This window comes from Microcoleus sp. MON2_D5, from assembly GCF_036701905.1.
Classification (GTDB): Bacteria; Cyanobacteriota; Cyanobacteriia; order Cyanobacteriales; family Microcoleaceae; genus Microcoleus.
The window spans coordinates 1-26689 of sequence record NZ_JAUBRM010000062.1; the positions used below are offsets into that span (position 1 = coordinate 1).

17 protein-coding genes are annotated in these 26689 nt (G+C 46.3%); 4 read left to right on the forward strand and 13 right to left on the reverse strand.

Annotated features, from left to right (window positions below; all coding sequences use genetic code 11):
* The 10 genes from QUA47_RS21480 to QUA47_RS21525 all read right to left on the reverse strand — a co-directional run.
* Positions 1 to 3435 (reverse strand): DUF4347 domain-containing protein (locus QUA47_RS21480; RefSeq protein ID WP_333432247.1); only part of this gene is annotated, 3435 nt, incomplete at its 3' end.
* Between the two features lie 71 nt (positions 3436 to 3506).
* Entirely contained in the window at positions 3507 to 4001 is a 495-nt protein-coding gene (locus QUA47_RS21485; protein ID WP_333432248.1) for a sulfotransferase, read from the reverse strand.
* A 283-nt stretch (positions 4002 to 4284) separates the two neighbouring features.
* The gene (locus QUA47_RS21490; protein WP_333432249.1) at positions 4285 to 5184 is read right to left on the reverse strand and encodes an ABC transporter ATP-binding protein; all 900 of its coding nucleotides are present in this window, start codon (positions 5182 to 5184) and stop codon (positions 4285 to 4287) included.
* Between the two features lie 128 nt (positions 5185 to 5312).
* Entirely contained in the window at positions 5313 to 6086 is a 774-nt protein-coding gene (locus QUA47_RS21495; protein WP_333282384.1) for an ABC transporter permease, read from the reverse strand.
* A 259-nt stretch (positions 6087 to 6345) separates the two neighbouring features.
* On the reverse strand, positions 6346 to 7389 hold the full coding sequence (locus QUA47_RS21500; protein ID WP_333432250.1) for a hypothetical protein: 1044 nt from the start codon (positions 7387 to 7389) through the stop codon (positions 6346 to 6348).
* 507 nt (positions 7390 to 7896) lie between these two features.
* Positions 7897 to 8736 carry a hypothetical protein gene (locus tag QUA47_RS21505; RefSeq protein ID WP_333432251.1) on the reverse strand — a complete coding sequence of 280 codons (840 nt, stop codon included), beginning with the start codon at positions 8734 to 8736 and terminating at the stop codon, positions 7897 to 7899.
* 63 nt (positions 8737 to 8799) lie between these two features.
* The gene (locus QUA47_RS21510) at positions 8800 to 8976 is read right to left on the reverse strand and encodes a hypothetical protein (RefSeq protein ID WP_333432252.1); all 177 of its coding nucleotides are present in this window, start codon (positions 8974 to 8976) and stop codon (positions 8800 to 8802) included.
* Positions 8945 to 9970 (reverse strand): ABC transporter permease, encoded by a 1026-nt coding sequence (locus QUA47_RS21515; RefSeq protein WP_333432253.1) that lies wholly within the window; start codon positions 9968 to 9970, stop codon positions 8945 to 8947. The genes QUA47_RS21510 and QUA47_RS21515 overlap by 32 nt, the downstream gene beginning before the upstream one ends.
* 208 nt (positions 9971 to 10178) lie before the next feature.
* On the reverse strand, positions 10179 to 10523 hold the full coding sequence (locus tag QUA47_RS21520; protein WP_333181541.1) for a hypothetical protein: 345 nt from the start codon (positions 10521 to 10523) through the stop codon (positions 10179 to 10181).
* A gap of 622 nt (positions 10524 to 11145) precedes the next feature.
* Positions 11146 to 11922, reverse strand: coding sequence for a methyltransferase domain-containing protein (locus tag QUA47_RS21525; RefSeq protein ID WP_333432254.1), 777 nt, complete (start codon positions 11920 to 11922; stop codon positions 11146 to 11148).
* 934 nt (positions 11923 to 12856) lie between these two features.
* On the opposite strand from QUA47_RS21525, the gene QUA47_RS21530 reads away from it, so the two are divergent.
* Entirely contained in the window at positions 12857 to 16279 is a 3423-nt protein-coding gene (locus QUA47_RS21530) for a PAS domain S-box protein (RefSeq protein ID WP_333432270.1), read from the forward strand.
* Positions 16280 to 16325: 46 nt separating this feature from the next.
* Here the strand turns inward: QUA47_RS21530 and QUA47_RS21535 are convergent, their stop codons facing one another.
* On the reverse strand, positions 16326 to 17393 hold the full coding sequence (locus tag QUA47_RS21535) for an ABC transporter permease (protein WP_333432255.1): 1068 nt from the start codon (positions 17391 to 17393) through the stop codon (positions 16326 to 16328).
* A gap of 153 nt (positions 17394 to 17546) precedes the next feature.
* Entirely contained in the window at positions 17547 to 18680 is a 1134-nt protein-coding gene (locus tag QUA47_RS21540; RefSeq protein ID WP_190663043.1) for an AI-2E family transporter, read from the reverse strand.
* A gap of 148 nt (positions 18681 to 18828) precedes the next feature.
* On the opposite strand from QUA47_RS21540, the gene QUA47_RS21545 reads away from it, so the two are divergent.
* Positions 18829 to 19026: a hypothetical protein gene (locus QUA47_RS21545; protein WP_333432256.1), complete on the forward strand. Its 198-nt coding sequence runs from the start codon at positions 18829 to 18831 to the stop codon at positions 19024 to 19026.
* Between the two features lie 79 nt (positions 19027 to 19105).
* On the forward strand, positions 19106 to 20893 hold the full coding sequence (locus QUA47_RS21550) for an efflux RND transporter periplasmic adaptor subunit (RefSeq protein ID WP_333432257.1): 1788 nt from the start codon (positions 19106 to 19108) through the stop codon (positions 20891 to 20893).
* A gap of 801 nt (positions 20894 to 21694) precedes the next feature.
* On the opposite strand, the gene QUA47_RS21555 is transcribed toward QUA47_RS21550, so the two are convergent.
* Positions 21695 to 25432, reverse strand: coding sequence for a chemotaxis protein CheB (locus tag QUA47_RS21555; protein ID WP_333432258.1), 3738 nt, complete (start codon positions 25430 to 25432; stop codon positions 21695 to 21697).
* 904 nt (positions 25433 to 26336) lie between these two features.
* Here QUA47_RS21555 and QUA47_RS21560 point away from each other — a divergent pair.
* Positions 26337 to 26564, forward strand: a complete 228-nt coding sequence (locus QUA47_RS21560; protein WP_333432259.1) for a hypothetical protein — start codon at positions 26337 to 26339, stop codon at positions 26562 to 26564.
* Positions 26565 to 26689: the final 125 nt, after the last annotated feature.

Here is a 26689-nt window from a genome sequence, read left to right on the forward strand (position 1 = left end):
CGTACTGTTAGTAAGATTAACGTCGCTGGCAATAAATCCTGTGACGCTTTCGCTGAATGTTGCTGTGACTAAAAATGGTGCGTTTGTGGTTGTTGGGGATGCGGATGTTAAGGCAACTGTGGGGGCTGTAATATCAGCAGTACGAGTTAGTTGAGTGGCTGCGGTATTGTTATTACCAGCGGTATCAGTGGCTGTAGCTGCTGGGACGTTAACGGTGACAGGGCCACTAGCATTCGGTGTAACGGTAAAATTATAAGTGGTGCCGCTACCTGTGAAATTGCTAATCGTACTGTTAGTAAGATTAACGTCGCTGGCAATAAATCCTGTGACGCTTTCGCTGAATGTTGCTGTGACTAAAAATGGTGCGTTTGTGGTTGTTGGGGATGCGGATGTTAAGGTAACTGTGGGGACAACGGTGTCTACAACTATGGCTTTGCTATTTGCTAAAGACTGCCCCGCAGGAATAGTCAATGTTGTTGCATTATTTCCCGCAGCATCTCTTAATGTTGCACCGACTGCTAAAGTGACCCCAGTTGAGTTGAGGTCGGTGCTATTTTGTCCTGCTGCTGGAGTATAACTGCCGACAGCAGATGTGCCTGTGAAAGGTGCAATAGTTACAGTGCCACCTGTGTCTAAGGCGACTGTCATGTTACCGCCGGCTAAGGTAACTGCTTCGCTGAAGTTGACGGTGACGTTGATGTTGTTAGCTGTGTTATAACTGCCGTTGGCGGTGGTAGAGGTGACGCTGGTAACAGTTGGCACAATTCCATCTATTACTATTGCTTTATTGGCACCCAAAGAGTTAGCCGCAGCGGGTGCTGGTAATGTTAAGCTGGCCTCCGCAGTGGCAGAATTCTTAATAGTACCGTCGCTTAAAGATAAAGCTGTTGTGGAAGCATAGTCTAAGTCAGCGCTGCTATCACCTGCTGCTACCGCGTACCGAAATGTCAAGGTGTTAGTGGCGCTGCCTGATAGATAATTCGCAACGGGATTTACACCTGCTAAGCTTAGTTGTGGCGTACCCGTGACGTTAACTATTTGAGAGAAGTTAACGGTGATGTCGATGTTTGTGCCAATACCATAAGTGCCGTCTGCTGTCGCTGCGCTGACGCTGGTAATGGTAGGAAGGGGATTAATTGCAATATCGGCAGTTTCAGTAGCGCTACTGAAAACGCTGGATGTGGTGTTATTGGTTCGATCTGTGGTGTAGTCTGCGGTAGTGCCATTTGTGCCAACTATTTGATCCCAGGCGGCGAAGGTAATGGCATTGGTGAGGGTGCCGTTGTAACCTGTGTTGGGAACAAATCGGAGGCTGGTGTTGGCATCACTGGCTAAGAGTAAGGCGTTGCTGGGGGAAACGGCTGGGGCGTTATTCCAGGTTGTGCCGTTGGTGGTGTATTGCCAAGTGCCGTTAGTGGTGTCTAGGGCGCTGATGGCGATGCCTTGAGAGGCGCTGGCGTTGGGATCGGCGATTTTTGTGCCGCCGAGGTTGGCGATGATTGTGGAGATGAGTGTGCCTGTACTGGCGTTGTCATTTTGGTTTTGTGGGTTGAGGGTGGGTGCGCCAGCGTTATCGAGGGTGGGGGAGTCGTTGACGAGGACGGTGACTGTGGTGGGAGTGGAAACTACGCCGTCGGTGGCGGTGTAGGTGAAGGTGTCCACGCCGTTGAATCCGGCGTTGGGGGTGTAGAGGATGTTGCGTTTAGGATCGATCGTGATCGCATAGACAAAGCCATCCACGCCGCCATTGGGGTTGAAAGCAGTATCCAGGCTGCCGTCGGCGTTCATTCTGGCGATAAAGTTGCTCGCTATGCCGTTGACTGTGCTGAACAAGCCACCTACGTAGGGCTTGCCACTGCTGTCTATGGCGATCTCTACGACACCGTTATTCATGCCAGTACCGGGGTTGAAAGCAGTATCCAGGTTGCCGTCGGCGTTCATTCTGGCGATAGAGTTGCGAGCTGTGCCGTTGACTGTGCTGAAAATGCCCCCTAAGTAGGGCTTGCCACTGCTGTCTATGGCGATCGTCCAGACACGGTTATTCATGCCAGTACCGAGGTTGAAAGCAGTATCCAGGCTGCCGTCGGCGTTTATTCTGGCGATAGAGCTGCGAGTTGTGCCGTCGACTGTGCTCAAGAAATCGCCACCTACGTAAAGTTTGCCACTGCTGTCGAGGGCGAGCGCATTGACAAAATCCATGCCGCCAGTGTGGTTGAAAGCAGTATCCAGGCTGCCGTCGGCGTTCATTCTGGTGATAGAGTTGAGAGCTGTGCCGTTGACTGTGTTGAAATCGCCGCCTGCGTAAACTTTGCCACTGCTGTCTATGGCGATCGCATGGACAAAGTCATCAAAGCCGCGATTGGGGTTGAAAGCAGTATCCAGGCTGCCGTCGGTGTTCATTCTGGCGATATAGCTGCTCGCTATGCCGTTGACTGTGTTGAACAAGCCGCCTACGTAGGGCTTGCCACTGCTGTCTATGGCGATCTCTAGGACATCGTTATTCATGCCAGTACCAGGATTGAAAGCAGTATCCAGGCTGCCGTCGGCGTTCATTCTGGCGATTCGGCTGCGAGCTGTGCCGTTGACTGTGGTGAACTGACCGCCTGCGTAAAGTTTGCCACTGCTGTCGAGGGCGATCGCAAAGACCGAGTCATTCATGCCGCCAGTGGGGTTGAAAGCAGTATCCAGGCTGCCGTCGGCATTCATTCTGGCGATTCTGTGGCGAGTTGTGCCGTTGACTGTGGTGAAATCGCCACCTGCATAAATCCAATCGTTGATGGTGGCAGTGCCATTAGTAGGCGCAGTGGTGATGCTTTGCACTGAGACGCGACTGCTGCCCGTGTCGTTGGCAAGCACGTCGATAGTAGTTTTAGGCGAGTTAACTGTAACGGCTTTGTTGTCTGGGTTAGCAACGGCTGGTAGAATGTATTTGTAAGTTTTGAGACTTTCAGAATTAAAGGGTATTGATGTTTCTATCGTGCCTGTTTCTACTTCTAAGTTCCAGTCGCCTCCTAATTCTGCATTGCCTGTAATGTTATTCGATGCTGCTACATCGGCACTTGTTAATTCGCTCAGTTCTTTAACAAATTTGATTCCTGTTTCTCCTGCTGCTACATCGCAGCCGTAGAGGTAGATATCGCCATTTTCTGTTAAGGCATTTCCCCACTGTTTTATTTGAGTGCTGAAAGTTGCTATCTCTTTGTCATTGAGCGTGTCTGCACCAAGTTTTAAACTGCCTGGACTGCCATGAGAAAGGATATGAATTGCTGCAATATCTTTTTGAGTTGCTAAGGCGTTTGTAATTTGAGCGATGCCGCTTAAGTTGTCATTTAAAATAAAAATTTGAGCAGCATCGGCGTTTTGAATCAGGCTTTTATAATCTGGTACAGAAGAGTCAACGAAAATAATTTGCTTGTGGGCGGTTGGTACGTTCATAACTGCTGAAATCCTTTATATATATCGTTTACAGTTAAGTCTGGCTCTTGTTGCAACCCCCGCGTCGAAGCTTAAGTTCTCGTTATGATGACTGAAGAATTTATTAGTTTTACTACTCCAATCAATCGGGCGGTAAAATTGTTAGCTTGTTGCGCTGGATTATTAAATAACCTCGAAACATCAAAGGCTTTGCGCCGAATCAGTAGCTCAATGCTGTCCATAATCCCAGCGATATTTCTGACACAACAGATTACTTTGGCTTCGGGAAATAGTTCCCGAATTAATGGCAATTTGCTGCACCAAAGACGATTGGTGTCGAATATCACTTCTTTTTCAGCTTGGGGGTGGTAATAAGCTGAAAAGATGCTCATAATCAGTACCCGTTTTTGTTCAGAGGAAATGAACACGGAAAACTCATTATTTTCGCTCATGGCTTCCAACATTCGCTCCACTAAACCCCCGGCGGGGGAGGTCATGGCGGCGTGAAATCGCGGATTTTGCCGGAGTAATGCTGCCAGTAAAGTAGAGCCTGATCGGGGTAGTCCTGATATGAAGTGGACTTTCACTGACCTCGCGTGGGAATGGGTATTTGTAACTTAAATGCAACTTAAATGTATCATACTAAATACATATCTTTTAGAGCATATTTTTATTTAACAGTTCGCAACACAACATCCAGGTTTACGATATCTTTACAATCTAGACATCGTGGGTTGACTTTCCCTATCTCTATCATTGCTTCAGGCCTCTGCCTTTATAAGTCGGAAAAGTCGGCTCTTTGCCATGATTACAGAATTACTTTGGAACTTTAACCGCAGATGGTGGCGGATATACGCAGATGGACGCAGATTAGGATACAGTTTGTTTAGTCACTTCGACATAAATATGTTCTAACCGCACCGGATACCGAGCGATTGAATCAATAGAAATCCCGTCGAACAGCAAAATAATCTCTTTTAACTCCAAACGTTCCGGCAGCCAAAAAGCCAAATCGCTACCGTAGCGGCGGGGAATGAAACTGTATTCTTTAGCGCGGGCGATGACTTCAGCTTCTTCACTGGTTTTGACAACAATAATTTCTTGAGCAGGAATCAGTTTTTGCAACTCTTCTAAACTACCTTCAGCAACAATACTGCCATTCTTTAAAATCCCGATTTTCTGACACAGCCGCTCAGCTTCATCCAACAAGTGAGTTGTCAGCAAAATTGTAATTCCTTCCGATTGCAATCGCTGAATTAACTCCCAAATTTCATAGCGAGCCTCAATATCTAAACCCGTTGTCGGTTCATCTAAAATTACTAATTTAGGCTGGTGTACCAAAGCCACCGCAATATTCAAACGGCGCTGCATTCCTCCGCTCAAAGTTTCTACTGGGCTTGTAGCTCTATCTGTCAAATTTACTGCTTTCAAACAGTGTCTTACTTGATAGCGGCGCTGCTTGCGCTCTAAGCCGTAAATTTGAGCAAAAAAGTTGAGGTTTTCCTCGCAGCTAAGGCTTTTGTAAAGCAAATTTTCTTGGGGCGCTACACCTATTAAGGATTTTGTAGAGTCAGAAACAGGTTCGCCATTAATAGAAAGTTGACCGCTGTCGGCATTTAGCAAATTACATAAAATATTGATAGTTGTAGTTTTGCCCGCCCCGTTTGGGCCGAGCAAACCGTAAATTTCTCCAGCTTGGATGTGCAGTGTTAAATCTTTAAGCACTGAACGATCGCCATAGGACTTATTTAGCTTTTCTATTTGCAGCACTGCTTTAATTCTCCGTATTATTTTATTATATATTTACGGTTGTTTCTGAACGATTAAACCGCAGAGGGCGCAGAGGGCGCTGAGTCAGAGAAGAGAGAGATGAATAATTATGACATAATGAAATAGTTTTAAAGTCTTCTTTCTACTCTCAGCATCCTGCGGTAAGAAAGCCATCCACCTGCAATCATGGCAATAGAAAATATGAATAAATACCAAAAGTGTTCGGCAATATCAGCTAAATCTTTTCCGTCAGCCCACACGCCCATCAGCGCTTCGTTCATGTGATAAATTGGATTGTACTGGGCGAGTTCCAGCAGACTTTGAGGAAAGAGCGAAGTAGGCAAAAATGCGCCTCCTAAAATCAACAAAGGAACGCCGAAAGCTGCTACTAGGGAGTTGACATCTTCAGTGCGCCTCGCAAACTGGGTGCCCAGAATAAAGCCTACACCTACATAAGATACAATACTGAGCAGAATAATCGCACATCCTAACAGGATAGATCCTTGAAATTGTGCCCCTAAACAAGAGGCGATCGTGTATACTAAAATTACCTGACCGATGCCGATGCAACTGTGGGCCAGGAAAATTCCTAAAAAGTAGGAAGTGCCGCTCAGCGGGGAAATAAACAAGCGTTTTAGGGTATGCTGTTCTCGTTCTGCTACTACTGTTGCTACGCTACCACCGAGACAGCTAAAAAATAAAGCTGCTCCTACTAAGCTTGCAGGTGCAGCAACTTCAAAGGCTTTTGCTGTGCTGAGATTAGCGCGTTCTTTTAAAATTAAACCGTTAATTAGCAAGATAGAAACTGGAAAAATACTCCACAATACTAAGCTGCGTCGCCGCCTCCCCAATTCAATTAAAATCCGCTGTGCTACTGCGAGCGTTTCGTACCAGTATTTCATAGGAAATATATTAGTATTGTTAGAATTGGGAATTGGCGATCGCGCCACCGGATATCATACCATAGAGGTGCAAATAAGTTTAACTCTCAATAAAAAACCCGCCGGCGCGGGTTGTGTGATTTTAGGGGGATAGGTTTTAACCCCAGTCAAAAAAAAGAACGGAACTGTAACAAGTTCCAAACCCATATCGAATCAGTTATTCCCCATTCTTTAATCGAAAATCGAAAATCGTATAACTTATCGCCCTCTGTCGCTGCTGTCAATTAATACTAAAGTTCTTACCTCTGTAGCATCCTTGAAAAGAAGCTAAACTGGTGCGGTTTCTCTGTTCCAATTTAGTCACCAGGGAGGAAGTATTGGAACTGCCAGCGGTAGCATCCCACTTGTAGATAAAGTCGCCGAGATTGTCCCCGGTTTCTTCGTAGCTGTGCTCTTCTACCGGAATTCCCGAAACTCCTGAAACAGTTTGGTTGTGATATCCGTTAACGATGATTTTTTCGATAACTGCGCCCGGTTCTGCGGTAATGTTCCATTGCACGGGTTCGTAGGCTGAAAGCGCGAGAATTATTGGCTTGTTTCGGCGTTCTACTTTGACTTCGATCGCACTTTTAGATAAATCTCGGTTCTTGTGATCCGCATTGGCTTCGTAAACGCCTATTAAATGAAGTTCTTTGTTTCCGCTTGACGAACCGATATAAGCTGAAAAATCGTCGGAACCGCCAAGCCCGCAGTTGGCGCCAGAACTAATTGGGGAAATAAAAGCTGTTTTTTGGGCTAGTTTCTGCTGCACAGTTGGCACTACCCACAATCCGGTTCCGATGCCTAAAGCACCTATCAAAGCAGCCGCGATACCAAAAGGAAGGGCATTTGTCAGGTGGCGAACAACTGGTTTTGCTGTTAGTTGAGATAGGGTTTGCTGCCAAGTTTCACCAGTTTGTCGATCGGCCTTGCCACCATCAAGACACGCCAATAAACCTAAACTTTCCGGCTGTTCGAGCAGACTTTGAACTGTTTTCCCTTCGCCGACGTAGAGATTTCTAGTTTCGGTGTCTAAAAGCAGCCAGTAGCGATCGCCCTCGCCGAGGTTGTACTCTTGTAGCGCAGGATCGACTAAATCGTGCTGCAAAAACACCAGCCAAGCCATATTATTGCCAGTGCCGACTGTTTTGCCGTCGCTGGAAATAAGTTGGTCGATGTCGGGCTCCCAGCGCCAAGCTACCCAGCGACTATCTCCTCGATAGCCGAGGGATTTTTCTAGTTGCGGATGAGCGGTTATTTCTAAGCGTTGAACTAAGTTTGACACTAGGTGTCCTCCTCAAGTGCGATCGGGTCTAGAGCAATTTTGTTCCAATTTATTAAAACAAATATTTTGCTCATGAAGAGCCTCCGAATAATCGGGTTAATTTTGTCTGGCTAATGTTATCAGCCGGTACTTTCCAAACCACACTGGCTTAACAAAAATATGCCTGTTGAATGGTTTAGCTTGAGAACTTGGAGCTGGCGAGCACCCGCCTGGTAATAAATTTAACCTTTGCTGATAACTAATCCTGTTACGGATTAAAGCTGGCTATTTCTCACTGCTTCTACCTGGTTGTCCAGTTTTGAAAGAGGGCTTGGCCGATAGCGTCTACAAGTTCTTAGCTTAACTTTTATTTGGCTACTCTGCTACAAAATATGCCGATCGTACCTGACATCAATATTACGCAGGCAAATAAATATACCGGCTTTCTCGCGGGTGAACTATCCCTAAAAAAGAGACGGTTTCAGAGAAACCCGGTTTCTGTGATAGAAAGTTCTGGCACTTCGCCTATTACTGGCGGGGGCCATCAATCGCATCTCTAGTCGGTGCCACACCTCCGGGGCCAAAGGAACTCGGCGGCACTCTCGGAAGATTGAGATTGGGAGTGGGAACTAAATCGCCGTTGCTGTCGCCAGCAGTTCCACCCGTGGGAGACGCACTATTATTGGGACTGGTACTCGGCGAACTTCCCGGATTGGCATTATTATTCGGAGTGGTATAGGGCGAACTTCCCGGATTGAGATTATTCTGATTGGTATTCGGCGAAGTTCCCGGATTGGCATTATTATTCGGAGTGGTATTCGGCGAAGTTCCCGGATTGGCATTATTATTCGGAGTGGTATAGGGCGAACTTCCCGGATTGAGATTATTGGGATTGGTACTCGGTGAACTTCCCGGATTGGCATTATTGGGAGTACCTGCGGGCGCAGTTCCCGGATTCTGATTATTCTGATTGGTATTGGGCGCAGTTCCCGGATTCTGATTATTCTGATTGTTGGGATTTGCCGTGCCTGTTGGAGTAGTTATCGGGGTGCCGGTACCATCTCTGGTGATGGCGTTGGGGTTCGGGGGAGCAGGCGGAGCACCTCCATTGGGGTTATTTGCAGGAGCATTGGCGGGGTTGCCCGCAACCGGAGCAGTATTTTGGGGAGCAACATTGCTGCCGCACAAGCTGACTAAATCAAAAGTTGTGCCGCCTCGGGTTTCGATGAAGCAAACCGGCACATTTACTTGGGGGTTTGAGGCTCTGGGAAAGTCGGCTGTTCCCGGCATGGGACGGCTAAAGGCAGCTTCAGCCATCAGTGGGGTCAAGGCCGCCGATAGAGCGGCGATTGTTCGCAATAATCTCATCAGCGTTTCCTCAAATGTATAATTTTATTTTCTCCAGTATTGCCCATAAATTGCCAAGTGTCGTCACTCTAAAAGCCGATCGATCTTTTTGACAACTGCTTCTACAGGGCCACCGCTGGCTGCAACATCTCGCGAACGCAGAAAGTACAGGTAGAAAAAGCCGAAAGTGGCACAGTCGCGCATCCGTTGCCCTTCTTCCTTGATATTTTTAGTACCGAATTCGCGGGTCAACGTAAGCATTCAAAATATCAATTACAATGCTGGCAATTACGACAATTGCCGCAAAAAACACCACAATACCTTGAACAGTTGGATAATCCCGCAAGCTAATCGCTTCGTAAAGGCGATTTGCCAATCCCGGCCAAGAAAAAGTAACCTCTGTTAAAATAGCACCGCCCAACAGTGCAGCAAAAGTCAATCCTAAGACAGTAATCACCGGAATTAGCGCATTTTTCAGAGCGTGAGCCCATAAAATCTGGAATTCTGGAATGCCTCTAGCTCTAGCTGCTTCGACATAATCTGCTTGCAAAGTTTGCTTGAGATTCACTCTGACAATGCGCTCGAAAATGCCGCTCAAAAGAATCCCCAACGTCAAACTCGGAAGTGCCAAATAATGCAAAGATGTGAGAAACTGACCAGGGTTAGCGCTCAGGAGACTGTCAATCGTGTAGAGTCCTGTGTAGCCTTCGGGGGCGGGGAATGTCACGGGAAAGCGAGTTCCCAAAGGAAACCATCCCAACTGCACTGCGAAAATCAACTGCAAAACCATGCCGGCCCAAAAAGCAGGCAGCGAGTAAGTGATAATGCCAAACAAACGGCCGACAGCATCGAAAATAGTGTTGGGGCGAGATGCTGCTAAGGAACCGATACTTATGCCGACAATTAAAGCTATGGCCATGCTACAAACTGCTAATTCCACTGTAGCGGGGAAATAGTCGCCGATAATTTGCCACACGGTTTGTCCGCGAGTGGTGATGGAGGTTCCCAAGTCGAAGCTCAACAAGTCTTTCATGTATTTGAGATATTGCTGCCACAGGGGTGCGTCGAGGCCGAGTTGAGTTCGCATTGCTTCTTTGGCGCCTGCGGGAGCTCGCGAGCCGAGAATGGCATCTATGGGGTCGCCCGGAGTGGCCCGCAACAATAAAAATACTGCTGTGGTGATTGTCCACAACATTAGCGGTGCGAGGAGCAAGCGGACAATAATATAAGATTGCAGGGCTTTGGAACGAGACATAATATTTAGGAACTGCCAATTGCGAAGTCATTAGTCATTAGCCAGATGTTGAAGGCATCAGGCAGATGGAAGGTAGAAGCTGGAAGAAACAGATATTTTATATCTGCGACTTCCGTGCCGCCAATCAGGGGAATTGGGAATTGCGAATAGACAGTTTAGTTGATTTTTGCGAAAAAGTCGATCGACTTTTTCGCAATTGGCGATTTTCCTATTCGCCCAGCAGCGATTCAAAGGCGGCTTGCAAAGACTTGATATCGCCTACTCTGGCTACTAACAAGTTTTCGCTGCCGGCATCCTCCAGCCTGTGCTTCCAATACAGGATGCTATCGGAGTTGTTCATCCAGAAACTAATCACGGTGCCTACAACTCGATCGACATCCCAGCCCCGGTAAGGAGAAACTGTCTCCACGGATGCCACAAACGCATCGAGAGTACACTTCCAGTTTCCCAAGTATTCTACACCCGACTGCTGCTGTTGTTTCAGCAATTCCTGCTGCTGGTTAAAAAATGTTAAAGTTGGAGATACGCCCAGGATTTCAAATGTATAGTTCATGTCATCCTCCAGAAGTATTATTTTGCCCAAATGTCGATCGTCCAAAAAAGCCAAAAACGCTTTACTTGGCTGGCGTTGATGAAATGCAGATGCTTCAATTATCCTCTTTGTTCGATCGGGATTTTGGCGGCTTATCTTATTAATAGCAAATTTTTTAACACTCGATTGTCACAGAATTTACATTTGTCCTGGCACTGTATAAAAATTTAAAATTCGATAGGACGAAGGCAAACGTGTCACAATTAGTAAGCTGCTCTACTATCCCAAGCCCTCAATCCCTGCCCTATAACGAAAAGCTGACGCACCATACAAGTTGATTTAAGTTAGCCAGTTGCGTAAGTTCTCAAAGATTAGCACTCTCAAAACGAATAACGCAGAAACAACAACAAAACTTACGCACCGACACTATCTGTAGGGTGAGGATTGCGGATCTTACCCCCACAAATAGTATAAAAATTGCTCTTCTGCGTAAGTCCTAAAAATTTAGATAGAGTATTTTGCAATCAGGTTCGTTAACCAGAAGTATTTATCGATATTATGGTTGCAGCATTTTATGCCACCAAACCTATTTATTACATTAGGCAGCAAGATTCTCTTATATAGAAAAAGTATACTTAACACATTACTGTGCTTTCGTACCAAAATATAAGTCTTCTTCACTTCTTAAGCCATATTGTTCAACTTTTTCCGAACTTAATGATTGAGCCATATTTTCTATGGTTATACTAAATCCTACTTCTTTTAGACGATCGGGATAATCACGTCCGTACCATCTAACATGATCTTCTTGTCCAAAATTGCGTAAGCGATCTTCCGGTGATGTAATCGTAGCATCCTCAAAAGTTTTTTCTCGCTCCGAGGCAATTGGCACTTGTAAAGAAGCCCATCCATTGGGTTTTAGAACTCGTAAAAGTTCTCTCATTGCTTGTCTATCATCCAAGATGTGTTCTAAAACATGGTTACAGATAATTACGTCAAAGGTATTATCATCATAGGGAATCTGGGTGATATCGAGTTGGACATCTACGGATGAATTATTAAGATCGGCGGTTATATATTCAATGTTTTCTGAACAAGCAAAATTTTTGGTTAAGCTACTTTCAGGTGCTATGTGTAGCATTTTAATTGGTTTATTTAAGTCTAAGTTAGACTTTTCTTTAAGCAGTAATGTCAGAGAGCGGTGTCTTGGCTGCGAATCACAATAAGGACAAATAACATTGCGATAGCTATCACTCCAGTCAATAAACTTAGTCAAATAATGACCACAACAGGGACAAAAATATAAGTTTTCATTGCCCAAATTTTTGATTATAGAAGTTTTTATTTGTATCCTGATTTTGCTTAAGCCAACACGCATACATCTTTTAGATTTAATCACAAACTGGTTAAAGTTGCTCATGATTATCAGTTTTATCCTTTTATAAGAAACAGAAAAAGTTATGGTGACTGCTTATTATGATTTTTGGCACTAAACTCTCAGAAGCTTAATTTTTTTCCAGCCCTAACTCAGGAGCGAAGCCAGCTAACATTCGCAATCACTCATCGCCGATCGCCCTCAACTCCCACCAAAACTTTAGCATGAGGTCAGGTGCAGTCATTGGTTATCCCTTGATTATTTCACAATTCTTTATTAACTAACTCAAAAATATAAAACCCCTCAAGGTCACGCAGCCCTAATTCAGTGCTTGAGTGATCGAAGCCCCCATCGCTCACAGGAGTCGTCCCAAAAAGCCAAAAACGCTTTACTTTGCTGGCGTTGATGAAAGGCAGATGCTTCAATTATCCTCTTTGTAGTCGATGGCTTACGCGCCGCTACGCTACGGGATTTTGGCGGCTTATCTTATTAATAGCAAATTTTTTAACACCCGATTGTCACAGAATTTACATTTGTCCTAGTTCTGTAGAAAAAATGAAAATCAAATTTTTATTAAGCAGGGGTAAGGTGGGGCATCTGCGCCAGGAGGAACTGATACAGTTTTAGATTTGAGATTTTAAATTTTAGATTAAAGAATTGAATAATTGGGAATGACTGATGACAACCAGGGTTGGATCGCGGGTCTACAATTGCATTTGTTCTAACCTGGTGTGACTTTTTGGCCGCGAGTCCCCAGAGAGATCGCCACATTCAGGCAAGTAGTGGCATGATTAATATTACAATTTTTTACAGTAGCGGTGGAAACCTCAGCCCCGTTTTGAGCGATCGGCTACCGCACTTCACTATTGCTGTACAATTTTGTAACTTATATCTAGGGCATCTTTTAAACGACAAACGATCGGCAAACTCGGTAGGTGTCAGAATATTGATGTTATTGAAAAGTCTGAACAGTTGTCTGATGAAAAGCTCCCCCAAGATGTCACTGAGCCTAGTGTTGTTGATACCGCTGGTGGTGCAAATCTCCGTAGCAGTCGGCGTGACTGGATGGCTTTCGTTTCGCAACGGCCAGAAAGCCGTCAATGACCTTGCTACGAGGTTAAGCTTGGAAGTCGCAGCGAGGACTAAAGAAAATTTCCGCAGTTTTGGGGATGTGTCTCATTTATTCCTGCAAATGAATAGTGCTGCGATCGCCTCTGGAAACATAGACCCGGAAGACTTCCCCAACTTAGAGCGCTATTTGTGGAACCAGACCAAGCTGAGCGATCGAACTACAACCATCTACTACGGCGACGAACAGGGCAAATTCCTCTTGCTCAGGCGAGAAGCAGAAGACTTAGTATACATCAGAGACGAATCAACCGCTCCAAACCGCCAAATTTATCGCCTGGACAGCCAAGGAAATCGCACTGAGCTAATCCAAACCGTGTTCTATGACCCCCGTACTAGACCGTGGTACCAAGCTGCCAAACAGTCAGGAAAAGCCACTTGGTCTCCCATCTACGTCTTCGCAGCCCCGCCAGTTCTGGGGATTACGCCGGTGATGCCTATTTACAATGAAACAGGAAACCTGCGGGGGGTATTGGCAATTGACCTGACTCTTTCTCAAATCAGCGATTTTCTCAAAAGTATCAAAATTAGCCCGTCGGGAGAAATTTTCGCGATCGAACGCAGCGGCCAAATAGTGGCCAGTTCCACAGACGAATTGCCCTTTGTCACCGACAAAGACGGACAAAAACGGCTGTTGGCGACACAGAGCAAAAATTTGCTAATTCGATCGGCCTCCACATATTTGCAAAAACGATTTGGTAGTTTTGAACGCATTGACAGAAAAGGACAGTTTACCTTCGAGATAGACGGCAAACGTCAATTCATTACCGTTGCTCCCCTGCAAGACGGTCGTGGCCTCGATTGGCTGGTTGTAGTCGCAATCCCGGAAGCAGACTTTATGGAGCAAATTAACGCCAACACTCGCACAACTATTTTATTGTGCTTTTTTGCCTTCGTACTGGCGATCGCACTCGGAATTTTTACCTCTCGCTGGGTTGTCAAACCGATTACCCGATTGTTGCAAGCTTCCAAAGCTTTAACAAAAATGTCCGAATCATCCGACTTCACCTCCGCAGAATTAAACGGCGAAGTCGAAGTTCAAGGCGTCAAAGAACTCGGCCTTCTAGCTCAGTCTTTCAATCAAATGGCCCGACAATTGCGATCGTCTTTTATTGCCCTAGAACAAACCAACTCTAGTTTAGAACAGCGAGTAGCAGAGCGGACTGCCGAACTCGAAGTCGCCGAAGCAGAATTGCGGGCTTTGTTTGCAGCTATGAACGAATTAATTATAGTTGTGGACGCCAGCGGTCGCTATTTAAAAATCGCGCCCACAAATCTTTCTCTGCTCTACAAACCAGCCGAAGAATTAGTTGGCAAAACAGTCAGAGAGGTGTTTCCGCAAGCTACAGCCGACAATTTTCTCAACCACATCCGAGCAGCTTTAGATACTCAGCAAACTGTCAGCATCGAGTACGATTTAACCATTGAAGACCGCGAAGTTTATTTTGCCGCCAGCATTTCACCGCTTTCAGAAGAATCCGTCATTTTGGTAGCCCGCGACATTACCGAACAGAAGCGAGCCGAATCGGCGCGACACCAAAGGCAAAAACAATTGCTCAAACACAATACGGTTTTGGTAGAATTGGCAAGAAATAAAGCGCTGTATCGAGGCGATTTGCAAGTAGCTTTGAGGCAAATCACCGAAGCGGCGGCTCATACCTTACAGACAGAAAAAGCTGGCGCGTGGCTGTATGATGAGAGTCGATCGAAACTGCAATGTCTCGACCAATTTAGCCGCAGCAAGCACCAGCATTCCCAAGGTAATGAACTCGCAGCAGCAGACTATCCAGCTTATTTTCAAGCTTTGGAAGAACACCGGACGATCGCAGCCGAGGACGCTCTCTCAGATATTAGAACTAGAGAATTTGCCGAATCTTACTTTTCACACGCTGGCACTACTTCTACCTTAGACGCGCCAGTGCGCCTCGGCGGACAAACAGTGGGAGTCATCTGTATCGAACAAGTGGGAACTACTCGCAACTGGACATTAGAAGAACAAAATTTTGCTGCTTCCCTGGCAGATTTAGTATCATTGGCGATCGAAGCGAGTGAGCGCGATCGTACACAAATCGCTTTGCGTCAAGCAGAACAAAAATATCGCAGCATCTTTGAAAATGCCGTCGAAGGGATTTTTCAAAGAACCCCCGAAGGCCACTTCTTGAGCGTAAATCCAGCTTTAGCGCGCATCTACGGCTACGCCACTCCCGAAGAATTAACATCAAATCTCACAAACATCAGACAGCAAGCTTACGTCAATCCTCAGCAGGGCGACAAGTTTATGCGGGTGATGGAAGAATTCGGAGAAATTTCGGGGTTTGAGTCAGAAGTTTACCGCGTTGACGGCAGTGTAATTTGGATTTCCGAAAGCGCGCGTGCAGTCTGCGACGCGGACGGCGAGGTACTCTACTATGAAGGCAGCGTCGAGGATATTAGCGATCGCAAAGTCTTTGAATCCGCCTTGCAACTCGCCCTAGAAGCAGCCGAAGCCGCTTCCACCGCAAAAAGCGCATTTTTAGCAAACATGAGCCACGAACTGCGAACACCTCTGAATGCCATCATCGGCTACAGCGAAATGCTCCAAGAAGAAACCGCAGAATTGGGTTACGATGAACTCACCCCAGATTTAGACAAAATTCGCACTTCCGGCAGACACTTGCTATCGCTAATTAACGACATTCTCGACATTTCTAAAATCGAAGCCGGTCGCATGGATCTTTACTTAGAAACCTTCGACATCGCCGCCTTGATTGAAGATGTCGCCTCCACCGCCGCGCCGCTAATTGAGAAAAACGGCAACACCCTCAACTTGGATCGAATTACGAATATCGGCACTATGCACGGTGACATTACCAAAGTGCAGCAGATTTTATTAAATTTGCTGAGCAATGCCGCCAAATTCACTCAAAACGGTACAATTACCCTCACAGCCAGCCGAGAAAAAATGGCGGGCGACAGCAGCGAAGCAAAACAAGAAAACACTTCTGAACCTGCGGCAAGTTCTCAATATTCAATTGCTAGTAAAGAATTTTTAGTTGTTAATTGTATAGATACAGGAATTGGGATGACTCCCGACCAGTTGCAGCAAATTTTCCAACCGTTTACCCAAGCAGACGCTTCCACCACGCGCAAGTACGGCGGCACCGGTTTGGGGCTAGCAATCAGCCAGCGTTTTTGCCTAATGATGGGCGGCAATATTTCAGTAAAAAGTCAGGAGGGTGTTGGTTCTACTTTCACCATTCGCTTGCCGGTTAATCTGCAAAATTACGGGGCGTAACTGTTACACCGGCTATGCCTGGGAACGAGAAATTACTAACTCCCAATTACCTTTGAATGCTTCTCGGATCGAGAGCATCCCGCAACCCATCCCCCAATAAATTAAACGCCAAAACAGTCAAAATAATCAGTATCGCCGGAGGCCAAACCAACCAAGGCTGCAACACTAAAATCGAAGCATTAGTAGACAGGGATAGTAAATTTCCCCAAGAAGGATCGGGCTGTTGAATTCCCAAGCCAATTAAACTCAAAACCGACTCCGCCACAATAAAACCCGGAACAGACAAAGTAGCAGAAATAATTACATAAGTAGCAGTTTGTGGCAAAACGTGGCGGACAATAATATAAATTGGATTGGCGCCCATTGCCCGCGCCGCTTGCACGAATTCTAGCTGTTTAATTGACAGTACCTGACCGCGAATCACCCGCGCTAAACTCGCCCAACTGATAAATGAAGTAATCAGCACAATCAATATAAATCGCTGAGCACTTGTCAACCCCGGTGGCAATACTGCTGCTAGCGCTACTAATAAATAAAGACCGGGAATCGTCATCAATACTTCGGCGAACCGCATTAAAATACTGTCAATCCAACTGCCGAAATAACCAGATATGCCTCCGATAAACAATCCCAAGGGAAAAGAAATGGCTATTCCTACTAAACCGATGCTGAGGCTAATTCTGCTGCCGTGTACTAAGCGACTGAATTGATCGCGAGCTTGTTCGTCCGTACCTAAAAGATTAATTTGGCCTTCTCCTGTAGTGCCAAACAGGTGCCTGTCAAAAGGCAAAAATCCTAAAAATTTATAGGGGGAAGCTTTGACAAACAAACCGAGAACAGAGGGTTTTTGCCAGTCTACAATTATCTCACGAGCACCGGTATTAGCATCCACCGGGCCCTGAGTAGTCGGATAAACGTGGGGCCCGATAAAGCGCCCGTCTTGGGTGCTTAAATAAATCTGAGTCGGTGGCAGCAATGAACCGTTTAATTGAGAGTCGTAGGGGTCGTAAGGTGCCACAAATTCGGCCAAAAGCGCGACTGTATAAAAAATTAACAGTAGCACCGCTCCCAACCGAGCTAGAGGATTGTTTCTAAGATTTTGCCACCAGTTCATAAGTTTTTAGGTTTGAGATTTTAAGTGGGTTAGTAATAAAGACTAAAGTTCTTTGTAGAAACTTTAGTCTGTTCTTAATGGACTCAGCAGCCAAAAGTTAATTCCTGACTTATAACAGTTTTCATAAGTGAATTACTTACTACAAAAATTAGACTACTTTTGTTCATCTCCGACCAAGATTATTCTAGTTTCATCGTCTGGTATTTTCCCCAATTCCTCGCCGCTAAAAGGATTGTAGAAAAAGGAGCCTGTTTGGGGCGGCAATTTGGGATTGAGTACAATTTCTACTATACTTTTTACAACCCCAGTGAGCGGAATTGCCAGGATAACTCCTAACAATCCTCCCACTCTGCCTCCTAACAGCAAAGCTGTGAAAATAACTACCGGACTCAATCCGGTGAGATTGCCCATGATTCGGGGAGCTACTAAATTATCCTTGATTTGCTGGAGACCGATCGCCACTACCAACACTTGCAGCGCCAGCCACCAATCAATAAAGGCTACAATTATACTAACAGTGCCAATTCCCAACGTTGCTCCAATAAACGGAATTATTTCCGTCAATCCTATAAACACAGCAAACAACAGAAAAAACGGAACTTGCAGCCACCAAAAAGCCATAGTTAGCGAGATCGCCATAAATAGTCCTAGCAATAACTGTCCCGATACAAATCGCTGGAGGTTGCGCTCCAAAGTCTCTGTTAAAACATAGCGAATGTCTGGGGAAAAAATGCTGGTCAAACCCTGCCACACTCTTTGCCCGTCTAGGAGCATATAAAAAGAAATCACGACAATAAAAATTAAGTCCAAAAACCAGTTAAAAGTACCGACAACTAAGCCTAAACCCGTACCGGCGATCGCCTGGACTTCTCCCTGGACTCTAGCTGACAGTTGCTGCTCTAATATTTGCACGTCAAACGGTAAATTGCGCTCGGCACTCCAAGCTTGAAATTCAGCTAGCTGCAGCCGCCCCGACTCCAGCAATTCCGGGAACCTGACCCCCAACTGCCTCGCTTGGCTGAACACCGGCGGCACAATAGTTACACCGATTACTACTACTATCACACCCGCAGTTAAATAAACCAGCGCCGCAGCTACTCCCCGGGGCAAAAATACTTGCAGTCTTTTTACTGCATAATTTAATAAAAATGCAACGAGTCCCGCCGTTACTAAAATGCTGACCAGTTCCCCAACATAACTGACAGCAGTTAGGGTAAACCATCCCGTCACTAGCACTAGCAGCCAAGTAATTAGAAACTGTTGGAGGGGAGAAAAGAGACTATTCATTGTGATTTTTTTTAAATAAAGTGGCACAACTTTTTCAGCAGATGTGCCGTATTATACAGTAAACACATGACAGTATAGATTAGGAATAATCAGTTCAAGATTAGACTGACTTTTGTGAGCATTGATAGATAGGTGACGGCCAAGCCACTTGGGGAGAGACAATGCCAGCCCGATCGCCCCCACGATCGCCAATCACGCTAATATTCAGTATGCCCCAGAGGCAGATCAAATTAAATCTCGATCGTACAAACTTCGATCGACAGTTAATCAAAATCGCCATTGTAGGGTGAAACGGCGCCATACTCACCCAAAAGGAGGAAGCGCTACTCCAGATACCCTCGGCTAAAATGAACTAAATAATATCGTAATCTTTCTTTACAATATAAAAAAAAAAGGAAAGGCTCATACTGGCGAGAGGAACTACCGTGACTAATAAAGTTTTTTCAGAAGCCGAAGAAAAGCAACCCCTTTCCCCCGTAGAGAGCGGGCGCGACAGGAACTCAGCAGTGGATGTAGCTGAAAGTGAAGTCTCAGAAAACTCTCGCTGGCAATTCTCCGCTGAGGAAGATGAACGAGAAGTTGCGCTGGAAGTTCCAGAAATCGAGCAGGAACAGGTTTGGGAACCAGAAGCAAGTGAAGTTGGGCCCCGCAAAGAAATCAGGTGGCCGGCCTTGTTGGCGGGCGCAGGGGTTGGCGTAGCTGCAACGCTGCTAGCAGTACACTTCACAGGGGGCAATCAGAGTTCGCGTCCTGCCGCTCCAATTCCATCGGTAAACCAGCAGGCGGCGGCTCCGACGGTGACAGTGGCGCCTGTGGAATCTGCCCAGGTGGGTGAAACTTTGGAAGCGATAGGCACCGTGGCAGCCTATGACTTGCTGCCGGTGCTGCCACAGGCCAACGGTTTGCAAATCAAGCAGGTGTTGGTGAATGAAGGGGATGCGGTAGAAAAAGGTCAGACGATGGCGGTTTTGGACGATTCGGTATTACGATCGCAAATTGCCGAAGCGCTGGCGGGAGTACAATCGGCCAATTCTACGGTAGAACAAGCCGAAGCCCAGGTACAGCAAGCTCAGTCAGCCCAACAAGAAGCCCAAGCCGGCGTCGCTCAAGCCCAAGCTGGCGTTGAAAAAGCCATCGCTGACGCAGCGCAAGCCAAAACAGGCGTCGGGCAGGCAAGAGCCGGTGTGGAACAAGCTAAAGCCGGTGTCACTCAAGCTAAAGCCGGCATTGCCTCCGCTCAGGCTAAATTAGATCAAGCTCAAAGAGAAGTAAATCGCACCCAAGGTTTGGCTTCTCAGGGAGTAATTAGTCAGCAAGATTTAGAAAGACGCAAGACAGAGCGGCAGACTGCTGTTCAAGACTTGAACAAAGCTAAAGCTGACTTGAATACAGCTTTGGAAGAACAGAATAAAGCAGCGGAAGAAGTGCGATCGGCTATTGCTAAAGTAGCTACTGCTGAAGCTAATATCAGTACGGCTAGAGCAGCCCTCGCCAGCGCTCGTGCAAAAGTGAATACGGCCGGAGCGAGTGTCAGCAGTGCCAGAGCAAATGTCGGAAATAACGCAGCAAGTGTCCGCAGCAATGATGCCCAAGTCAAACAGTTACAAACTCAACTAGAACAAACAATTGTTCGAGCGCCGGATAGCGGCACTGTAGCTGAAAGAATTGGTCGAGTTGGCGATGTTTCTTCGGGAAGTCAAAAACTCTTTTCGATTATTCGCGGCAACAAGCTGGAACTGCAATTGAAAGTGCCGGAAACTCAAGTTTCGCGAGTGCGGCCGGGAACAGCAGTGCAAATTACTTCGGATTCTGACAAGCGGATTAAGTTGTCAGGAACTGTGCGAGATATTTCGCCCCTAGTTGACCCGCAAAATCGGCAAGCTACGGTGAAGATTGATTTGCCCGCCAGCGAGTTTTTGCGATCGGGAATGTTTTTGCGCGCATCCATTTCGACGGCAACGGCTCAAGGTTTGAAAGTGCCCGCTAAAGCTATTGTGCCGCAACCTGACGGCAGTTCTATTGTTTACAAACTTGTGGACCAGGACAAGGTGCAGGCTCAACCTGTGGAACTCGGGGAAATTTCCGGGGGTGCTGTGGGCGATTTGACTGCTGCTAAGGTACAGATTAAAAAGGGTTTGAAGGCGGGCGATCGCGTGGTTGTTACTGGCGCTGGTTTTCTTAAGGATGGCGCTCAGGTTCAGGTTGGTAAATAGTTATATCGATTCCGGTTCCAGCGGCATCATTGTTGACTGTTGACTGTTGACTGTTGACTGTTGACTCTTGATTGTTGAGTGTTGACTCGATTTTATTATTGTGATGCAACCGGAAACGATATCCGATCGGGAGATAAGATTACAAATAATATCAATTGCGGTTGCGCCGGAATGATATCAAATCCGCTCTTCATGGTCCTGATAAAGTCGAATCAAGCTGTCAACAAATATAAGGCGCAATTTTCACTTTTTTGACTCATATCGCATCTGTTAGCATCGGAATTATTCCTATATCTATTCTCGACCTCTGCGTGAATCAGCGTCAATCCCTTCTCATTTGCGGTTAATACATTCTCTTTTTTTCACCGCAGATACAGGCAGATAAACACAGATTAATATCAATTCCGGTTGCACCGGAATTCTGGTTGACTGTTGACTGTTGAGGGGCGGGTCGAAAAACTGAATGGTTGAGTGTTAACTGTTGACTCGATTTTATTATTCGGATGCAACCGGAAACGATATAACGCAGATGGATTAGATCAATTCCGGTTGTACCGTCGGGAATTGTTGACTGTTGATACCAATTTTATATGAGGCTGCATAGAATCTGATCCCCCCTAACCCCCCTTAATAAGGGGGGGACAAGAGCTTGGTCAAAGTCCCCCTTATTAAGGGGGATTTAGGGGGATCGAAATATATGCAACTTCACATTAAATTGGTATGACTGGATTTTACTATTCCGATGCTACCGGAATTGATATCACAATCAACAGTCAACACTCAACACTCACCAGTCAACAATCATGGGATCTCTGTTCGTATCGGCAACCTCACGGTAAACGTTGCCCCTTGTCCCTCACCTGAACTTTCTGCATTAACAGTACCGCCGTGGAGTTCTACTAAATGACGGACGATCGAGAGTCCTAGCCCCAATCCAGACTCTCTGCGAGAGAAACTACTATCCGCCTGACGGAAGCGATCGAACACATAGGGGAGAAAATTAGGGTGAATGCCCTTACCAGTATCGCTAACTTGGATTTGAGCCATGCCATCAATGTAGTCTAATGCGATTTCAATTTTTCCTCCGGCTGGGGTGAATTTAATCGCGTTTGAAAGTAGATTCCACACTACCTGTTGTAAACGGCTTGGATCGCCCAATATGTTTAGTGTTAAAGAAGTTAGCCTGGATTCCATTTGAATATTTTTCGCTTCTGCTGCCAAACGAACGACCTCCATCGCATTTTTAACCAGTGGATTCAGCTCAATTTCAGAAGCGTTGAGGTGAAACTGGCCTGTGGTAATCCGCGAAACGTCTAAGATGTCATCGATGAGCTGGTTTTGTGCTTTGGCGCTGCGCTCGATCGTTTTTAGCGCCTCCTCGGTTTTAGGCTGGTCAAATTTTTTCATGCGTAGCAACTGTGTCCAGCCAATGATCGCATTGAGCGGCGTCCGCAGTTCGTGAGAGAGGACGGACAAAAACTCATCTTTGATGCGGTTGGCGTCCTCAGCAGCCGCACGAGCCAATTGTTCTTGAATCCGGAGGCTGCGTTCTGTCTCCAACTGTTTTTGCTCGGTGATATCCTCGATCGCCAACAGAATCATCTGTGTATCACCCATCGGAGGCATTTTGCGGCCATTGAGCTGCATTATTTTATGCCCGATATGCTCAAAGTCATGCTCGACCTCAAAATCGTGAAACTCGGTCTTTCCGGCCAGAATTTCTTTTAGGAGCGATCGCAACTTGGGAATATTCCACTGTCTGTTACCGAGATCGAAGATCGAGTGGTGCTCAGTGTCGATCGGCTGCACCTGAAACGTCTCGTAGAAAGAACGGTTGGCGGTGATCGCCTGCAGGTTTAGATCCAGCACTAGCAACGGTTCCCGCACGGTTTCCACGATCGTTTCGGCGTAATTTTTCGCTTCCATCAACTGCTGGGCGCTGACTTTGAGATCGTGGATATCCACCAACATCACCACAGCCCCATCAATCTTGTGGTCGATCGTCCGATACGGTCGAATATGCAGATCGAACCAACGACCCTCTCGATCTTGAACCTCCTGAACTTTCCAATGGAGGGTACGGATCACGTCTACAATCATTGGCTCTAACTCCGGCACTATCAACTTGTGAGTGATGTCGCTCACACAGCGCCCGACATCGCTAGAAATCAAGTTGAAGATGCTTTCGATTGCGGGAGTAAACCGGCGGATTCGCAGGTCGCCTCCCACCATCAGAATCGGAATATTGATGGTGCTGAGCAGATTCTGTAAATCGTTAGTCACCCGAGTTGATTCAATATTGCGCCGCTGCCATTCGTCATTAATCGTGTTTAGTTCTTCATTGGTTGCCTGAATCTCTTCTTTTGCGGTTTCGAGTTCCTCATTTGTACTTTGCAACTCTTCGTTGTTCGACAAAATCTCCTCGTTGGCGGCTATCAAATCTTGGTTAGCGGCTTGATGTTCTTGGATGATCGATTGCAGGTGGTCTTTGGTGTTTTTGAGTTCTTCTTGCAGCCTCGCAATCTCCAAACTTTCACCATCTAAAGCATGGAAGTTGACTCTACCATTGTTTGCAGCAGCAGGCATTGCAGGGATCGGCGCCTCATCTTGAAACAAAACTAAAAAATAGTTTTTTGGTACAGCGTCTGTTGGGAATGGAATCACATTAATTTTGACGAGGCGGACGATCTCGCTTTCTCTAATTTTCAAGCCGGTACGTTCGATCGGCAACTGCTGCTGGGAGGCCTGTTCAATTGCAGTGCGGAGTTCGACGCGCAATCCTTCTTTTGCCATTCTCAGCAAATTCAAGCTAGCCCTACCGGGAGACGGTTCTAGGTAGGGATTCGTCTGTCCTCGAAATTGCAGAATCTCCCTGGCTGTGTTAATTACGACGCCGACAGGCGCATAGTGATTCAAAACAATGCGATCGGCCTGTTTCTCGATTTCCATTTCGTTTAAGCTTTCCGCCTGCTGCGGTGGAAAGTTAATGGCTGTCGCAGGATAGTTGCTAGCAGTTAAATCCATGCTTAGCCAATGCGACAGCAGTTTTTTAGTATAAATTTTGCTCTTTTTGTCTAATACCGCAAACAATTCTGAAAACTCACCAACCGTTTCCGAAGTGCCTAACAGCAAAAAGCCCGCGGGTCGAAGCCCATAGTGAAAAATTGGCAGCACCTTTTTCTGCAACGGCGGGCCCAGATAGATCAGCACGTTCCGACAGGAGATCAAATCCATCCGGGAAAACGGCGGATCGCCGATCAGGTTTTGTTTAGCAAAAACGCAGAGTTCGCGCACCGAGTGAGCGATTTGGTATCCGCCCTCGACTTGCACAAAGAACCGATGCAGGCGTTGGGATGAAATATCCGCGACTTGGGCTGACGTATAAAAGCCGCGGCGCGCATGGGCGATCGCATTTTCGCTGATGTCTGTCGCATAAAGCTGAATCGGCAGATCCGTACCTCGATCTGCTAAAAACTCTAACAAGCAGATGGCGATCGAGTAAGCTTCTTCACCGGTTGAACAGCCGGCCACCCAAATTCGGATCGGTGTTTTCGACGATTTATTTTTAACGATTTCGGGAAAAACATTGCTGGTTAAGGCCTCAAAGCTCTCGGGGTCGCGGAAAAAGCTGGTGACATGAATGAAGATATCGTGATAAAGCGCCGTTACTTCTGTCGGGGTGTTTTGGAGATATTCGGCATAATCCTCGATCCGTTCCAGCTTGTACAGCAACATCCGTCGCTGTATCCGCCGCTTCAAGGTGGTTTGTTTGTAGTGAGTAAAGTCAACTCCGGTAGCCGCGCGCAGCAACCTGTAGATGGTGGCGATCGCATCTTTACTTTCGATCGCATTTTCGCTGGTGGTTGATTCTGCAGCAGACCCCTGGGCAATGTAGGGATGATGGCCGATCTCTGCTATTTTCTGGGCAATTTTTTCCGGTGTCAAGATAAAGTCTACCTGACCCGTAGCCACCGCAGTGTTCGGCATACTGCTGACTTGTGCCGATCCTTCACATTGGGCAAAAGTAATACCGCCTGCTGCCTTAATCGCTTTTAATCCTTGGGCACCATCGCCGTCGCCCCCGGACAAAACGACTGCGATGGCTTGGTTCCCGCGTTCTGCGGCGAGGGAAACCAGAAAAATATCGACGGACATAAATATCCCGCGTGCTCTGCCGCGAGGCGTTAGCTTCAGCAACCCTCGATCGATGGTCATGCTGACATTCGGGGGGATGACGTAGACCTGATTCGGTGCTACGGGCATCCCATCTGTTATCTCATGCACGGGCATCTGGGTCGATCGAGCCAGGATCTCACTCAACACACTTTCCTGAGTCGGCAACATATGCTGGATTATTACAAACGCCATGCCCGTATCGATCGGCAAATGCCTGAGTAATTCGGTAAAGGCTTCCAATCCACCCGCAGAGGCTCCTATTCCGACAAGTGGAAATAACTCGTTTTGATTGTTTTGTTGCTTGCCTTCAGCATCCATATCAGCTTGAGCTTTACATTTTTTGAATTTATTTTTATTGCTCATTTATTCTACCGCCTATCTTGCTGTTTGAATAAATTTTATGATGATAAATTTTTATTTTTATTATATTAAAGTTTATATAATAAAATCAAGGATCGCGCATCTACCTAGGGATATATTGAGCGGGTGCATTCTGCGCGAGCGATTTTCAAAATCTATTATTATTATTATTATTATTATTATTATTATTATTATTATTGAGAGTCCTACTGCTTTGATAATGGGGGACAATCGTGAGGGTTGAAGCCGTCATAAAATCTACTAATTGTACTGTTGAAAGTAGAGCAAGAGTAAATTTATCACATTCTGCGATCATCGTAGCACTTATATGAATGTTGGCCACCACAGACTCCAGATATCCTAAATCCGTCCACTCATCAAGGAACTTCAAACCCGAATCTTGTCCGCCCTTCTCAAGCAGTGGGGCGAGGGAGAAGCTGCGCGAAAAGAAAACAGTACAATTAAGTAGATAAACTTAAAAAAACAGAACACCCTACAGAACGGCAATTAATTTCGTTTTTAGGCAGATTGTGGCATCGCAAATTCGCTAGCGCCCTGTCGATTTAAACTATCTGGGGATGATTTTCTAAGTGTCTCATCACGAATTGTTGAGGCATTTTTACCTTTTTAGTCATTTCCCGAGTCTCGTCGATCGGTCGTTGCCAATATTGCTCAAATTCGCCCAATACCTCCTGAACTTCTTCTGGTGTTGAAGTTTGAAGCTGTTAATTGGCAGACATAATCTAATAACGGAATTTTTTTTAATCTTCCCACAATCCGGCACTCATGGCTAAAATTTTCAATCAAAGTAACAACAATATATTTTAATTAGCTTCGGGAAATTAGGGAAATCCCAGCAGCACTGCAAAGTTCAGATTCTCCAGACAGGCTGCGGGGGGTAACGGCTGTGAGAAAGGGCGATCCTGCGGTGGCGCTACCGATGTTGCTGAGGAAAGTGGACGATCGCGAGTTTATGGTGCGATCGTTCGTGGCGATAGGATGGCGGCACAGTCAAACTGCGGACTCAATGGCTGCGCTGTTAAAAATGATGCAGTTCGATCGCGCGATCGGAACGTGCGCGCAGAAGCCGCTAACTCTTTGTCAACGTTCGGAACCGAGGCGATTGCCGATTTAGTGGCAGGTTTTGGCCGCGATGACAATTTGCTCGTCTGCCGCAGTATCATGGCTCCGTTGTGCGATCGGCTGCCGCCCAAAATTGATTGTCAAAATGGTATACTCAAAATCAGAAAATAGTTGTAC